Here is a 13,697-nt window from a genome sequence, read left to right on the forward strand (position 1 = left end):
AGGAATCTAGAAGAATTTACACTTGGGCGAGTGCAGAATGAAGAGAATCGTGAATCAGAACAAAATCAGTCAGTCCAACAATATCCATCACTTTGCGAAAGTGAGTGTTGAGTCCGGCAAATTCAATTTTGCCTTGGTTCTCAGATGATTTTGTGATGAGGCTGATCAGGGTGGCAATGCCTGCTGAGTTGATGTACGATGTTTCTGAAAAGTTGAGGATCACACGTGACCGTTTGTCCCCAGGAATTGATTCGTAGGATTGTACTATTTCTTCTTCCGCTTCGGATGTGATTTCGCCAGAAATATGGATCACAGGGAGGTTTCCCCCATTCTCAAATCCCAATCGAATCTTAAACTCTTCCATCATTAGCCTCCAGGGAATTCCACCAAGAAGGCGGGTCAACAAAAATTAGGATTTCGATTTTCTTTCTTCTTTTGTGAATCGGCCAAAGGGTTGTTTGCATTTTTTGCAGACATAGTAGATATCAATTGGTGTAGCAGATATCCCGACAAGCCCCATGGCAATCATCCCCCAAGTAGAGTATTTGACAACCTTACGGGCGTTCTCATCTTCCCTTGTGGTTCCACAATCACAAGTGGGTCGGTCAGCTTTTTTAATGATTTGGTTCATAAAGGAAGGGTTTCGGTTCCGCCAAAAAAACGGAACCGAAATTAGGCAATTTAATTTTTAGAAAGGTGTTCTACGTATTTAGCAAGGATTTTGATGTTATCATCACCTAAATGGCCATAAGCTACCATTGGAGATCCTTTGATTCCTTCTTTCAAAGTTTTAGTGATTCCAGCAATTGTGTTTCCATTTTTCCACTCAGATGCAGGGGATTTGTAGTTACGTGGTTTTGGGTTGAGTGCAGCCGCTGCAGCTCCGTCACCAGCTCCTTTTTCACCATGACAAGAAGAACAATTTTGGAGGTATAATTCTTCTCCCTTGACTAAGTCAGGGTCGGCACTTGCACTAGATTCTTGCACTGCAGGTGCTTCTTCTTTTGGTTTGGAGTCGCCACAAGCCACCATCACAAATGCGAAGGAGACAGCGAGTAGAGAGACTAATACTTTTTTTGAGTTCATTTCTTACTCCGAGATAAGGATGACTCCAGTCTCCTATGCTTCTTGTCTTTTGAAAAGAAGAATTCAGTTTTTTTCCAAAAGATTTGAGAGAGCATCATTTAAATTTTGAAACTGAAACTCATATCCTGATTGTAATAAACGTTCAGGAACAACATATTGTCCCTTTGTCACAACAACACTACCTTCACCAAATAACGCTTGTATAGCGAAACTTGGAACTTTAAATAAATTGGGTCGTTTTAGGACCTTTGCCAATTGTTTTGAAAATTCCGCATTGTTCGTTGGATTGGGAGAAACCAAATTATAGGCTCCACTTGCCTTTTCTGATTCCATCAAATGAATTGTTGCATCCACAAAATCTAAAATGTGAATCCAACTCATCCCTTGGTTCCCTGATGCAATTGCACCACCGACTCCCATTAGAAATGGAGGGATCATTTTTTCTAAAGCCCCTCCATTGGGAGAGAGGACTATGCCTGTACGGAGTAAAATGGTACGGATACCATTTTGTGCGAGTGGTTTTGTTTGGTTCTCCCATTCCACACAAAGTTGTGCTAAAAAATCATCACCCGGAGGGGAGGATTCTGTAAAAGAAGGGTGTAAATTCTCTGACATGCCGTAATAACCAACCGCACTTGCATTCAAAAAAACTTTTGGTGGGTGTTTTAAATCTTGGATACGTGCGACAAGTCCTCTTGTGAATTCAATGCGAGAAGTACTAATTAATTTTTTACGTTCTTCTGTCCACCTAACACCTGCAATTGGTTCACCTACCAAATTCATGATGGCATCTAAACCTTCTAAATCTGATGATTGGGGCAATATACAAGAGACAAATTCGATATCAGAAATGGATGAAAGAGATTTGGGTAAGGATTTTTGTCTTGAAAATACTCGAAATCTATGCCCTCTTTCCACTGCAGTTGTGATAAAGGACTTTCCAATAAGGCCTGTGCCACCTAAAATTCCAATTTTCATAAAGTCTCCAAAGGATGGTGTGAATAAAAAAAGAAGTAGCCCATTTTCGCATTCAGCATAAGTTTTTCTTTCTATGAGACCTGTAATCGTTTTGCCGATTTTCTTTGCCCTTGTTTTGGTACTATTTGGAAACTACTTTCTATTTTCCGGAACCAACAAAAAGATCGAACGATACAAAGAAAACCCACCATTTCGCATTGAAGATGCAACCGCATCTACCGGACTTTCGCATCTATTAGACAAAAATCCATCCACAGTTTGGAGAAAGATTCGAAACTCACAAGTGGATTTTGACTTTTTCTTGGAAATGCAACTCTCACATGTTTGGGATGGAAACCTTTTTAAGCCAAGAAAATTCGAAAGCCTTCTCATCGAAGCATGCCCTGGAGAAACAATCCCTCCTTTTACCTTACGATTTTTGCTACGAGAGAGCATCAATGTAGACAAAGAACTGAGAATGCCCAAGGATAAAATATCTTTTGTGTTCCAATCAAAAGAATTGGGAAAAAAACAAATCTCCATTCCTTTAGACCAACTCCCTCATTTCCAAAAAGAAACGGAATATCCCAAAAATATTTATATTTTAACTCCTGAATTCAAAATTCAATCAGAAACAGGGTGCCTTGCAGAAGTAAAATTAAGGGAAGTATTATGACAAACACTCCGAATAAACTTTCTGCTTCACCAACTTTACCACAAAACAAAGGTAAGGAGAAAAAATTTGATATCACTAGTCTCCTAGAAGATGGGCCACTTCCATTAAAAAAAGAATCTGATATCTCTCAAGATCTAGATGAAAAATTAAGGAAAGCTTATTTTTGGATTACCAATTTTGCAATCATCAATCCTTTTTATGATATTGAATACAATGACACTCCTCCTTTAAAGTTTTCGATAGGGGATTCTAAATCAACCATCACACTTCCTACCGCTCAAAGTTATTCAAGTTTTGTATTATTACCTCTATTATCATTGATCGTCAAAGGAAAATGTTTGTTAGTTGGTGGACCAGGCCGTGGCAAAACAGCATCAGCCATCCTTATGGGAATTTTATCAGGATATTCTATTAAAGAAATCAAAAGAGCCATCCAACATGGCCAACCACAGATGACTATCACCGATTTACTTGGGAATCCTTTGCCAAGTGATATGATGCAAGCCAAATCTATGGATGAAATCAAAATTGCATGGCGGAAATGGCTTGGGATGCAAGTAAAAATTATCGATGAATACAATCGGATTCCCACTCGGACACAATCAGCACTACTCACCATTATGGGAGATAATTATGCAGAAATTTATGACCAAATTTTTGAATGCCCAGAGGCAGCTTGGTATTTAACAGCCAATGACGATGCAGGCGGAGGAACTTATCAAGTCATCGAAGCACTTCGCGATCGAATTGATGTGGTAGTCAAAGCACCACACTTTAATACACGTTTTATCAAAGATTTAATCCAAAGAGTCGAAGAAGGATACAAACCAGAATCTCTTGTTCCAAAAGAAATCATTTTTTCCGAGGATGAGTTGAAACGAATGAGTGAACAAATCAAACAAATCCACTTCCCACCTGGTCTTCGCCGTCGGATGGAATTTTTTGCTTCTCAGTTTGAGTTCATGGAATATGCAGGCGAACAATTAGAATACAAAACCAAAGACACTGCAAAATTAAGTGTCACCGATTTTTCTTCCCTTGCCGCACTGGAAACTGGCAAAGACAAGGTTAAGGACATTGGTTCCCAAACTAAAAATGGATTAAGTGTCCGCGCCATTTTTACTTGTATTAATTATGCAAAGGCACTTGCATACTTTCGCGGATTAACAGAAGTTAGTTTGGAAGACCTAAGCCATATACTCCCTTTTGTTTTACATGATAAATTAGTACAAAACATCGATTCCCCTTTTTTTGAAGAAGCAGAAAACAAAATTTATCGTAGCGATCGAGTGAGTTGGATTCGAAAACTATTCACCTTGTCCTTAAGCGAATATGAACGATTAGGACTTGATAAAAATGATACTGTTGCAAAACTTTCTGAAAAATTTGAAACAGGCCTGGAAGGGTTATCCGCAAAAGAAACAAAACAAAGATTAGTTGAGATCGAAAAAGAAATTGAATCTATATCCAAACAACGTAAGTTATATGGCCATATGTTTGATGACTTACTCAATTTAAAATATTTACACCAACGTTATACTAATTATTTAAAATGGGTGGAATCAAATGTATGAATTCCTCTCCTTGGAAAGAAATCTTACTCAAAGAAAAGGAATATTGTAACCAACTTGTCCTCACCGTAAAACGAACCAATTCCAAATTTTCAGAAGAAGAATTGGCAAACCACATGGAGCCTTTCTTTAATGCCGTAACTTCCAATCACTCTATCCTTTTTGAAGAGAAAACCGTATTATCATTATTTGAAACCTTCGTTATTTTAATTTCCAAACAATTTTTCCAACGTATCGAGGCATTGGATTCTTTATTTTTTCAAATCATTTTAGAAATCCAACCTGATCTTAAAAAAGACCCCATTCTACTCATCACCTATATTGTAAATGTCATATCAAAACTGGAAGATGAGAAAAAGGAAATTTTTCTCAAACGACTCCAGTCAGTCTTACTTTGGATCCAAACAATATCTGAATTTAAACTCGTAATCAGTTTACTATTCTGGGCAAGTGGTAAACCAGAATATAGAGAAAGTTTACAATTAGCGTTTCATACTTTAAACGAAAGTTTAAAAAAAGAGATCAAACGTTTGTTTGGAATCGATGAAAATTCAATCCGAACTGCTTTTATCACTTTTGATCCAAATCAAAAATCAAAAGCATCTTTCCACTTTCGTTTCATCCCCGGATATACATTGTTTGGCGGAAGTTTTTCACATTTGCCAATTCTATACCAGAACGGCGGGTCGATAGCCATCCAATCAGGCAAAAGTTGGTATGAACTCTTCATCGATGAATTTGGTACGAGCCTCCATACAATGGAGCCGATAAAATCACCAGTGAAGATTAACAATTCCATTAAATCTTCTATTTGGAAACAAATTGTCAGTCAAAAATTGGAAACAAACTCCATTTCTTCTTCCATCGAAACCGATTCATTTGTGGTTTTAACATTAAAAAATTCTTACCAATTGTATTTGTTTTACACTGGGAGAACATAGGTGGATTTTGTAAAAGATTGGGAATCAAAATGGAATGATGCACTTAAACTTTGGAGTGATTACGTAAAACTAACTCCAGCAAAGTTTTTGTTCACTGCATCTGAAGAAAAAGCAGAAGGATTAACAACATCTTTTGCTGCGATTCGCTTAAAAGACCACCGAGTCCTATTGTCTGTGAATCAAATCCAACATTATAAACTTGAAGATTTCTCATTGGAAATCTTAGGCCACGAAATTGGTCATCATGTGTTCTGCCCTGGTGATTTGGCTGATCAGGCTAAATTGATTTATATCACAAACTTAGCGATGCCTAGGTTAAATCATCTCACTCCAATGATAGTCAACATATACGAAGATTTATTCATCAACGACCATCTCAAACGACAAAACAATTTAAGAATGGATGAGGTGTATAAAAGATTAGGGAAACAAGAAGATCCTTTTTGGAATTTTTATATGAGAACCTACGAATTATTATGGGCTCTTCCATCAGGCACACTCACAGAAGGTGCGTTAAGTGATCAAATCCAATCAGATGCTTCACTTGTCTCTCGAATGATTCGCAATTACCCAAACGATTGGACAAAGGGAATGTTTGATTTTGCAAGTATCTGCTTTCCTTATTTTTTTGAATTAAATAACCAAACAGTAACCAATCCCATCCATTCTCTTTTAGATACATTGGATGCAGGGAAAGGGATGACTCCTCCTTCTGGAATCACTGATGTGGAAATATCATCCGACCTTTTCCCAACAGAAGGGATCACAGGCTCAAAACGTTCGCTCTCACCTGCCGAGTATTCAACCATTTGTAAAAGTATGGGAATTGATGCTGATATTTCTGAAATTACATATCGATACTACAAAGACAAAGCTTTACCTTACCTAGTTCCTTTCCCAAATTTAATCACACCCGGTGCAAAAGAAGAAATTTTAGAAGGAAATGATTTATGGGACCCAGGTTCCCCTATAGATAAAATCAATTGGCTCGAATCTACCATCAAAAGTCCAGTTATCATTCCAGGGTACACAACAGTAGAAGATGTATATGGTGAAACAACTTCCAATGAAATCAAATTGAATCCAATCGATTTAGATTTGTTTGTTGATTGTTCAGGATCGATGCCGAATCCACAAAACGATTTGTCATACTTAACTTTAGCTGGAGCTATCATTGCTTTATCCGCATTAAAAACAGGAAGCTCTGTACGAGTAACTTTATGGTCAGGAGTAAAAGAATTTTTAGTTACTGATGGTTTTATCAAAAATGAAAAAGAGATTTTAAAAGTGCTTACAGGTTATTTTGGTGGCGGGACATGTTTCCCTTTGGAACTTTTGGAAGATGAGTATAAAGAAGAACCCAAACGAAAACGGCACATCCTTGTAATCTCCGATGATGGAATTGATACCATGTTCACACAAAATTATCCACGTAACGCACGTTCCATTGTCAAAAATGCCCTAGAAAAGGCAAATGGTGGAGGATCAATGGTCTTACAACTTTACGAACCAAATAATAATTCTGTTGTCAATGAGCTACAAAAAAGTGGTTGGGAGATTTATCCGATCAAAACTTGGACTGACTTAATCCAATTTAGTAAGGATTTTGTGGAAAGGAATTATGTTAGGAATCAGATACTACGTTAAACAAGTTCTAAACACGGCGTTCCATGCGGTGGATTTAACATCTGTATCTCTTGATGCTTTGTGGTTTGATGTATTATTCTTTCGAACAAACGACGGGAAGTCCTCAATGTTTCCAAAATCATTTGATACCATTTCGGATGATAATCTTAAGGCTACCCACATAATCCTATCCAATCTTTTGTATGGTAAGGAAACAAAAATTCCTGAATTCTCTAAAGAATTATTGTTTGATTATCTAACAATCACCTTACCGAAATTATGTGAAATTGTGTCTCCTTATAACGTTTGGATTACTGATACGGAACGTGCCGAAGAACTGGTAAGGAGTTTATTCCATAAATTTGATTTACTCCCCGAAGGAGAAACTAAAGAGTACTTTGCGGATCGGTATCGTTCTATTGATTCTCGTGAACGTATTCGAATTTTAGACGAAACAAAAAAAGCACAAGAAAGAGCCAAAGAAATATTAAGACAAATGAAACTTAAAGAAGAGGAAGAGGCCGCTTCAAAATACAATCGTGAATAAAATTTTGGATTCAAAAACAACTCCTCTGTTATGTGAAGATTGGGAAATAGAATTAAATTCAATGATCCATTCAAAGTACGCACCAATTTGGAATACAAGAATTGGCGACCGAATTGGAGAAGGAGAATTCCACTTTGTGAAAAACTTCCAAACGGAATTTTTACTAGCTAAAAAAAATGTTAACTACCAAACCAAACAAACCATCATTTCTTTTATCGAATATTACCGCCATCGGTCTGAATTTTTTCGCACTCGTTTGTTTGGGTTCGATATTAAAGAAGAATTTGAATCCATTCCGTTAACAAAAAGAGAAGACTTACAAACAAAGATCACAGAAATCATACCTACTGATTTGGATTTATCAAAAATGGTTATCAACCCTACTTCTGGTACAACAGGAAAACCCATCCTTGCACCAAATCACCCTATGGCAATTGGGTGTTATGTGCCTTTGATTGAATTCAGTGTAGAAAGGCATGGAGTAAAACCCATCCATTCACCGAAGTCTACTTTTGCCATACAACTATGTTATCAAGAGAAAACTATCGAATATGCAACTTGCCATAGTTTGGCGGGAGGAGCCAAATTTGCCAAAATCAACATCCACCCCAATTCCTGGAAAAAGCCATCTGATTTACAAAATTTCTTAAAAGAATCTTCACCACAAATCTTAACGGGAGATCCTTATGCGTTTGAATCTGCAATGAAAATGGGGATCCAATATCGACCAGAAGCAATCCATTCCACCGCATTAGAGCTAACGCCCGCTTTACGATTAAAAATAAGTAACTATTTTCAATGCCCGGTGATCAACTTTTATTCGTTAAATGAAACAGGACCTCTCGCCTATTCCTGTCCCTTCGATCCTGAATGGATGCACATCCTCCCACATGATTTGTATGTGGAAGTGTTAACAAAAGATACTAAAATTCCTGTTCCTACAGGCAATGTCGGTGAGATTGTGGTTACCGGTGGAAGGAATCCCTATTTACCACTCCTTCGATACAAAACAGGTGATATTGGGGATCTCGAATATGGACCTTGCCCTTGCGGAGACCATTTTCCACGTTTACGTCTGTTATCGGGTAGAAAATCTGTATATTTCCATAAACCAAATGGAGACACAATTAATCCAATTGATGTGGGAAGGATTCTAAGAAAAAAACCATTTATTTTCCAATTCCAAGTGGAACAAACCAAAAGTAATGAATGGGTTTGTCGCCTTTCCTTGGAAACGGAAGTCATAAAGAATGAAACCCATTGGGAAATAGAAAAGGATTTATTACAAAAGGAATTAGAATCACTTTTCGGTGAAAATTCTAAAGTGTTTATTTCAACTAACTTTCCGTTAGATGGAAAAAAACAATTGGCATATATCAATTCATACCAAGACAAAATTGGGGTAAATCCATGAACCATGGACTTGTTCTAGGTAAATTTTACCCACCTCATAAAGGCCATCTGAATCTCATTCGAGAAGCTAAAAAACAATGTGACTTCTTAACAGTCCTTATTTGTTCTTTGGAACGAGAGATCATTCCTGGTTTTCTACGTTTTGAATGGATGATAGAATTAATCACAGATCCAAATATAAAATTGGTATGGGTACAAGAGGAAAACCCACAATACCCAGAAGAACATCCAAATTTTTGGAATATTTGGAAACATACCATCGAATCTTATTCCATTCACCCGATCGATATTGTTTTCACATCTGAACTCTATGGTGACCCACTAGCTTCTGTTCTCGGGTGCAAACACATTCCGATCGATATTGAAAGAAAAGAATTCCCAATCTCAGCAACGAAGATCCGTGAATCACCTTTGAATCACTGGAATTATATCCCGGAAACAATCCGACATTACTTTGTAAAACGGATTGTCCTCACTGGGAGTGAATCTGTTGGGAAAACCACACTCGCCAAAAAACTAGCCGAGCATTTTAAAACCAATTGGATCCCAGAGTTTGCAAGAGAATATTTAGAACAAAAACCAACACCTATGGAAGAATCCGATTTTTTGCCGATCGCCAAAGGCCATCTTTTATCAGAAATAGAAGCCGCCAAAACTTCTAACGGTATACTCTTCTTAGATACAGATTTACTCACAACAAAGGTGTATTTAGAAAGGTACTATAGGTCAGAAATTCCTTGGCTCACCAAACGAGCGCTTAGTTTGCAATATGATGCTTCGTTATTTCTTGACATCGACATCCCTTGGGAAAAGGACAAATTACGAGACTTAGGTGAAGAAAGAGAGGAAATGAAAACTCGATTTCTGGAGTCGATGGAAGAAGCAAATCGAGATTTTTATTTGATAAAGGGCAATTTTTTAGAAAGAGAAACATTAGCAATCGACTATGTAAACAAGATCAAAGAATGGCCAATCAATGCCACTTCTTTCACAAAAGAGCAGATGATTTTACGTAAGATTGAATAACTTCAATTGGTAAAACTTTCCCTTCCAACAATTGTTTCATTTCATATAGTGTGGAACCTTTGGAACCATTATCATAATTTTTTGGCCCGATGTGATTTTTGATATGGTCACCGATCACAAGTCGGACTTCCAAACTAAAACGAGAATACCCTTGTGTGTTATCATTGGTTCCATGTAAGTGGTGAGATGCGAAAAGAAAATAATCCCTAAAATCACCCGATACCGAAAGAACATTTGGATCAGAAACTTGTTCCAACGGTTTTGGGAATATTTTTTCGCCGATTCTTGGGTGGATGGCACTTGTTTGGAATCCACCTGTTTCCAACCAATGGTCATACAAAAACATTGAAGAATTATTTTGAATGGACTTTTTAAAATAAGATGGATACAAAGAAAACCCAGAACCTAACTCTACTTTTGTGATTGGTATCCAAAGATTGATTTGGTTCTCGGGATTGGCATACCAAGAATCACGATGGATGTACTGAACTGATTCCGCCCCTTGCATAAGATGGAATCCATTTGGAACGCAACGAAGACGCAATAGATCTAGATATACATCGTTTGGGTCGACGTTCCACTCTTCTAAGATAGGAAACAAGAATTTTAGAATGGAATGATTTTCATAAATCTTACTTCGAATCCTTGCCATCGAATTCTGTAATTGGAGATAAGGTATCTGAGAAGTGATTAAACAAGGATCACCTGCTTGAAACTCGTCTTGAATGTACTGGAGAATTGTGTTTAGATAAGATATAGATTCTTTGCAAAGATTACCAAAATAAGTTTTTCCATCGTAAAGGGATTTTATATCCATTCCTTAACCATACAATTGTATCTCAATCTCCATTACCTTTGGTTTGTTTTTTGATCTCTTCTTTTAATTCGATGATGCTCATATACAAATTGGCAAAAGTGGTGAGTTGATTCATAGCATCTTGTAATCCAGCTTTAAACAAAAGGCCGTTGTCCATATGTTCTCGAAAGATGGTAAGTGGATTTTCACTTTCCATACTGTTCACAGTGTTTTGGTAAGATTCCAGAAGTTCTTTTTTATCTTCTAATGATTCTGGAACTTTCCAACCATTGGACAAACGGCTCATAAAAAATTATCGTCCTTCGACTTCCAAAAGTTTGGTGGTCTTTACGATAATCCTTGTCACAACATAAAATATAAGTCCAAACCCAAAAAACCAAGTATGAAAAGGTTTCCAAATTCCAGTGATGTCAACCACACGAAGGTTTGGCTCTTGGAAGTAAATTTGAATAAGATCAAATACAGTAAACACAACAATGATTCCAAATAAACTTGGGTATTCTCGTTTCCAAATATTTCTGAAGGAAAAATCTAAATTTGGTTTTTTATACCCCGACAAACGTGGGATAAATGCTGGGGTTTTGTCTGCCCACTGCAAATATGCATCTTTAAATTTTCCACGTAGGAAATATTCTTCAGCAAATATGATCCTTTCATAATATAGATAAAAGAACATGATGTAAACCAATGCGAACGCAAAGTCGCGTAGGATAAAAACAGGTCCTAAATACATCAAAAAATTTCCAACATATAGTGGATGGCGAACAAGAGAATAAATCCCCGATTGGTTGACTACATCAGCTACTTGTTGTTTGGTATTACGTCCTGAGGTATTCTTGGGAGTGTAACCGATGGTGAAACATCTTACAAATAATCCCGCTAAACTAACTACAAATGCACCAGTAAGCCAATATAAATTGGACATATAGTTCCCTTGGAAATAAGGAACAAAGGGTAAATACAGTAAGGAAAGGAATAGAATGACTCCTGGTATGTAGGAGCGCCATCGGAAGAGAAAATTGCCTTGTTGGTTGAGTTCTTCTATAAGTGCCATGTTAAATCGTACTTGCTTCCTTTGATTAAGCTGACAGCATTCGTCCTATGTCAATCAAATCCTTTATTCCTGCAAAGTTCAATCTCCCTGCTCTATGGTTTACCGATCTGACACTGCCTCTCCTCAATAAATTGGTCCATAATATCGATTCGATTGAAATCTCACAAAAAGACGAAAAAACATTAAAAACCTTTCAAAATGAACGCCTTCTTTATATTTCCAACCATCCTACAACCAAAGAACCTGGGGTTGCCTTCCATATTGCAAATCAAATGGGAGCAAGATTCCATTATATGGCTGCAAGAGAGGTTTTTGAATGGGGGTATGGGTTCGTAGGTGATTTTATCCAATCTATTGGCGCCTATTCTGTATTAGCTGGTGCACCCGATAGAGAATCCTTAAAAGCATCTCGTACAATCTTAGCAAACCCTTCTGGGAAATTAGCACTTTTCCCTGAGGGAGAACCAACCAGTGGCATGAATGATACATTACTCCCTTTCCAACCAGGTGTTGCCCAATTGGGAATTTGGGGATTGGAAGATGCATTAAAAAAAGATCCAAAAGCCACAATATGGGTTCTACCAACATTTATCAAATACCGAATGACAAGCTCCATCCAATCCATGCAAAGAGACATTGATCAAAGTCTTTTGAGAATGGAACATCGGTTAGGCATATCAAAGACAGGTAAGGACATTGTACATCGATTTTTATCTGTTGGGAAACGCATGATGGAACGAGAGGAAAAAGAATACGGTGTCCCAGTCGAAGATAACAGAGTAGATGATTTTGATTACCGATTGGGCCGGATGCGTCATGCCATGCTTGATAATATTGCACGGAAAGCAAACATCCCAAAGTGGGACATTGATGCCAACGCCATTGAAAAACTCCGAAAAATTCTCAGCGTTCTCGAAATGGTTTCTGTGGGTATGCCAGATCCTAATGGAGAATTACCTAGTTTGGAAATGGCGAGATGGGCAAGAACCGCTGCCACAAAAGCATATGATTTTATCTCTATCCAAACTGCTTACATCAAAGAATTGCCAAGTGCAGAACGATTGTACGAATTTTTATACCGTTATGAAAACGAAATTTTTGGAGAAACCAAATCGAGACCTCACAAAGCGATTGTTAGACTTGGAGAACCATTTAAGATCAATGACTATCTTGGTTCATACAAAGAAGACAAAAAGAAAACTCTTGATACAATTACAGAACGTCTAAGAAATGAATTACAAACAATGCTCGTGGACGAAAAATCCAAATCTAACGCACTGTTTCCGAGCCAATATATTTTTTAAATGGAACCTTTACTAACATCAGAAATTGAGGATTTGCTATCAAAAAAAAGTCCCTTAGAAATGAAGGTCTTCGGTGCTTCCAAAAATTTAGATGAAAACTTAGTCCGTATTCTTGATGTTTTAGCGGCGAAATACAATATTCCAAATCTTTCGGCAATTCTTTTCACGATTGTCAAAGATTTGATCCTAAATGGATTTAAAGCTAATTTCAAACGTCTATTTTTCCAGGAAAACTTATTAGATATCCAATCTCCCGCCGACTATGAGTTAGGTGTAAGAATGTATAAAAGCCTTATCCTTTCAGGAAGAGGGAATACTTTCGAATCACTTGCTCGTCAAAAAAATTTATATGTCCGAATCAAAATCGAACATAACGAATCCCAAATCAAATTTGATATTCGCAACAATTCGATGTTAGTGCGAGGGGAAATGCAAAAAATTAGAAACTCCCTGCTACATGCACAAAACTACAATGACATTATGGAATATTATATCGAAAAGGGTGACAACTCAGAAGGAGAAGGCATTGGTATTGCCCTCTGTATCATCCTACTGAAGGGTGAAGGTTTACCCACTGACCAATTTCGCATTTACCATGAAGACGGAGAAACCATCGCCCAACTCACAATTCCCTTAAAGAAAGGCTAGCATAGAATCTCAGGTTTTCCAACTTGGATGT

The 13,697-nt window shown here is 37.4% G+C and carries 16 protein-coding genes; 9 read left to right on the top strand and 7 right to left on the bottom strand.

Features of this window, described 5'->3' with window-relative positions:
• Nucleotides 1-16 precede the first annotated feature (16 nt).
• The 4 genes from EHQ43_RS09365 to EHQ43_RS09380 form a co-directional block, all read right to left on the bottom strand.
• A complete protein-coding gene (locus EHQ43_RS09365; RefSeq protein ID WP_167481775.1) occupies nucleotides 17-367 on the bottom strand; it encodes an STAS domain-containing protein in 351 nt (116 codons plus the stop codon).
• A 42-nt stretch (nucleotides 368-409) separates the two neighbouring features.
• The gene (locus tag EHQ43_RS09370) at nucleotides 410-631 is read right to left on the bottom strand and encodes a hypothetical protein (protein WP_135740601.1); all 222 of its coding nucleotides are present in this window, start codon (nucleotides 629-631) and stop codon (nucleotides 410-412) included.
• Nucleotides 632-681: 50 nt separating this feature from the next.
• Nucleotides 682-1,086 carry a c-type cytochrome gene (locus EHQ43_RS09375; RefSeq protein WP_135740600.1) on the bottom strand — a complete coding sequence of 135 codons (405 nt, stop codon included), beginning with the start codon at nucleotides 1,084-1,086 and terminating at the stop codon, nucleotides 682-684.
• Between the two features lie 63 nt (nucleotides 1,087-1,149).
• On the bottom strand, nucleotides 1,150-2,064 hold the full coding sequence (locus tag EHQ43_RS09380; RefSeq protein WP_135753147.1) for a TIGR01777 family oxidoreductase: 915 nt from the start codon (nucleotides 2,062-2,064) through the stop codon (nucleotides 1,150-1,152).
• A gap of 73 nt (nucleotides 2,065-2,137) precedes the next feature.
• On the opposite strand from EHQ43_RS09380, the gene EHQ43_RS09385 reads away from it, so the two are divergent.
• The 7 genes from EHQ43_RS09385 to EHQ43_RS09415 all read left to right on the top strand — a co-directional run bounded on the left by EHQ43_RS09385 (nucleotide 2,138) and on the right by EHQ43_RS09415 (nucleotide 9,843).
• A complete protein-coding gene (locus EHQ43_RS09385) occupies nucleotides 2,138-2,719 on the top strand; it encodes a hypothetical protein (protein WP_135770969.1) in 582 nt (193 codons plus the stop codon).
• Nucleotides 2,716-4,293, top strand: a complete 1,578-nt coding sequence (locus tag EHQ43_RS09390) for an AAA family ATPase (RefSeq protein WP_135770971.1) — start codon at nucleotides 2,716-2,718, stop codon at nucleotides 4,291-4,293. The genes EHQ43_RS09385 and EHQ43_RS09390 overlap by 4 nt, the downstream gene beginning before the upstream one ends.
• Entirely contained in the window at nucleotides 4,290-5,231 is a 942-nt protein-coding gene (locus tag EHQ43_RS09395; protein WP_135770973.1) for a hypothetical protein, read from the top strand. The genes EHQ43_RS09390 and EHQ43_RS09395 overlap by 4 nt, the downstream gene beginning before the upstream one ends.
• Nucleotides 5,232-6,878: a vWA domain-containing protein gene (locus tag EHQ43_RS09400; protein ID WP_135770975.1), complete on the top strand. Its 1,647-nt coding sequence runs from the start codon at nucleotides 5,232-5,234 to the stop codon at nucleotides 6,876-6,878.
• Nucleotides 6,853-7,404, top strand: coding sequence for a hypothetical protein (locus EHQ43_RS09405; protein ID WP_135753152.1), 552 nt, complete (start codon nucleotides 6,853-6,855; stop codon nucleotides 7,402-7,404). The genes EHQ43_RS09400 and EHQ43_RS09405 overlap by 26 nt, the downstream gene beginning before the upstream one ends.
• A gap of 61 nt (nucleotides 7,405-7,465) precedes the next feature.
• The gene (locus EHQ43_RS09410; protein ID WP_244242733.1) at nucleotides 7,466-8,818 is read left to right on the top strand and encodes a phenylacetate--CoA ligase family protein; all 1,353 of its coding nucleotides are present in this window, start codon (nucleotides 7,466-7,468) and stop codon (nucleotides 8,816-8,818) included.
• Nucleotides 8,815-9,843: an AAA family ATPase gene (locus EHQ43_RS09415; RefSeq protein WP_135770979.1), complete on the top strand. Its 1,029-nt coding sequence runs from the start codon at nucleotides 8,815-8,817 to the stop codon at nucleotides 9,841-9,843. Before EHQ43_RS09410 ends, EHQ43_RS09415 begins: the two co-directional genes overlap by 4 nt.
• On the opposite strand, the gene EHQ43_RS09420 is transcribed toward EHQ43_RS09415, so the two are convergent.
• The 3 genes from EHQ43_RS09420 to lmtA are packed head-to-tail and all read right to left on the bottom strand — an operon-like array spanning nucleotide 9,806 to nucleotide 11,714.
• The gene (locus EHQ43_RS09420; RefSeq protein ID WP_135770981.1) at nucleotides 9,806-10,660 is read right to left on the bottom strand and encodes a hypothetical protein; all 855 of its coding nucleotides are present in this window, start codon (nucleotides 10,658-10,660) and stop codon (nucleotides 9,806-9,808) included. The genes EHQ43_RS09415 and EHQ43_RS09420 overlap by 38 nt on opposite strands.
• 22 nt (nucleotides 10,661-10,682) lie before the next feature.
• The gene (locus tag EHQ43_RS09425; protein WP_135740590.1) at nucleotides 10,683-10,946 is read right to left on the bottom strand and encodes a hypothetical protein; all 264 of its coding nucleotides are present in this window, start codon (nucleotides 10,944-10,946) and stop codon (nucleotides 10,683-10,685) included.
• Nucleotides 10,947-10,952: 6 nt separating this feature from the next.
• The gene (gene lmtA / locus EHQ43_RS09430) at nucleotides 10,953-11,714 is read right to left on the bottom strand and encodes a lipid A Kdo2 1-phosphate O-methyltransferase (RefSeq protein ID WP_135770983.1); all 762 of its coding nucleotides are present in this window, start codon (nucleotides 11,712-11,714) and stop codon (nucleotides 10,953-10,955) included.
• 47 nt (nucleotides 11,715-11,761) lie between these two features.
• Between lmtA and EHQ43_RS09435 the strand changes: the two genes are divergently transcribed.
• Both EHQ43_RS09435 and EHQ43_RS09440 read left to right on the top strand, forming a co-directional pair.
• Entirely contained in the window at nucleotides 11,762-13,018 is a 1,257-nt protein-coding gene (locus EHQ43_RS09435) for a 1-acyl-sn-glycerol-3-phosphate acyltransferase (RefSeq protein ID WP_135770985.1), read from the top strand.
• The gene (locus tag EHQ43_RS09440) at nucleotides 13,019-13,666 is read left to right on the top strand and encodes a hypothetical protein (RefSeq protein ID WP_135770987.1); all 648 of its coding nucleotides are present in this window, start codon (nucleotides 13,019-13,021) and stop codon (nucleotides 13,664-13,666) included.
• The last annotated feature ends 31 nt before the right edge of the window (nucleotides 13,667-13,697 follow it).

This window comes from Leptospira bouyouniensis, from assembly GCF_004769525.1.
Classification (GTDB): Bacteria; Spirochaetota; Leptospiria; order Leptospirales; family Leptospiraceae; genus Leptospira_A; species Leptospira_A bouyouniensis.

What these genes read in the sequence shown, in the direction of transcription:
- EHQ43_RS09365 (WP_167481775.1), bottom strand. Translation starts at nt 367, where the DNA reads ATGATGGAAGAGTTTAAGATTCGATTGGGATTTGAGAATGGGGGAAAC.
- EHQ43_RS09370 (WP_135740601.1), bottom strand. Translation starts at nt 631, where the DNA reads ATGAACCAAATCATTAAAAAAGCTGACCGACCCACTTGTGATTGTGGA.
- EHQ43_RS09375 (WP_135740600.1), bottom strand. Translation starts at nt 1,086, where the DNA reads ATGAACTCAAAAAAAGTATTAGTCTCTCTACTCGCTGTCTCCTTCGCA.
- EHQ43_RS09380 (WP_135753147.1), bottom strand. Translation starts at nt 2,064, where the DNA reads ATGAAAATTGGAATTTTAGGTGGCACAGGCCTTATTGGAAAGTCCTTT.
- EHQ43_RS09385 (WP_135770969.1), top strand. Translation starts at nt 2,138, where the DNA reads ATGAGACCTGTAATCGTTTTGCCGATTTTCTTTGCCCTTGTTTTGGTA.
- EHQ43_RS09390 (WP_135770971.1), top strand. Translation starts at nt 2,716, where the DNA reads ATGACAAACACTCCGAATAAACTTTCTGCTTCACCAACTTTACCACAA.
- EHQ43_RS09395 (WP_135770973.1), top strand. Translation starts at nt 4,290, where the DNA reads ATGAATTCCTCTCCTTGGAAAGAAATCTTACTCAAAGAAAAGGAATAT.
- EHQ43_RS09405 (WP_135753152.1), top strand. Translation starts at nt 6,853, where the DNA reads ATGTTAGGAATCAGATACTACGTTAAACAAGTTCTAAACACGGCGTTC.
- EHQ43_RS09410 (WP_244242733.1), top strand. Translation starts at nt 7,466, where the DNA reads ATGATCCATTCAAAGTACGCACCAATTTGGAATACAAGAATTGGCGAC.
- EHQ43_RS09415 (WP_135770979.1), top strand. Translation starts at nt 8,815, where the DNA reads ATGAACCATGGACTTGTTCTAGGTAAATTTTACCCACCTCATAAAGGC.
- EHQ43_RS09420 (WP_135770981.1), bottom strand. Translation starts at nt 10,660, where the DNA reads ATGGATATAAAATCCCTTTACGATGGAAAAACTTATTTTGGTAATCTT.
- EHQ43_RS09425 (WP_135740590.1), bottom strand. Translation starts at nt 10,946, where the DNA reads ATGAGCCGTTTGTCCAATGGTTGGAAAGTTCCAGAATCATTAGAAGAT.
- lmtA (WP_135770983.1), bottom strand. Translation starts at nt 11,714, where the DNA reads ATGGCACTTATAGAAGAACTCAACCAACAAGGCAATTTTCTCTTCCGA.
- EHQ43_RS09435 (WP_135770985.1), top strand. Translation starts at nt 11,762, where the DNA reads ATGTCAATCAAATCCTTTATTCCTGCAAAGTTCAATCTCCCTGCTCTA.
- EHQ43_RS09440 (WP_135770987.1), top strand. Translation starts at nt 13,019, where the DNA reads ATGGAACCTTTACTAACATCAGAAATTGAGGATTTGCTATCAAAAAAA.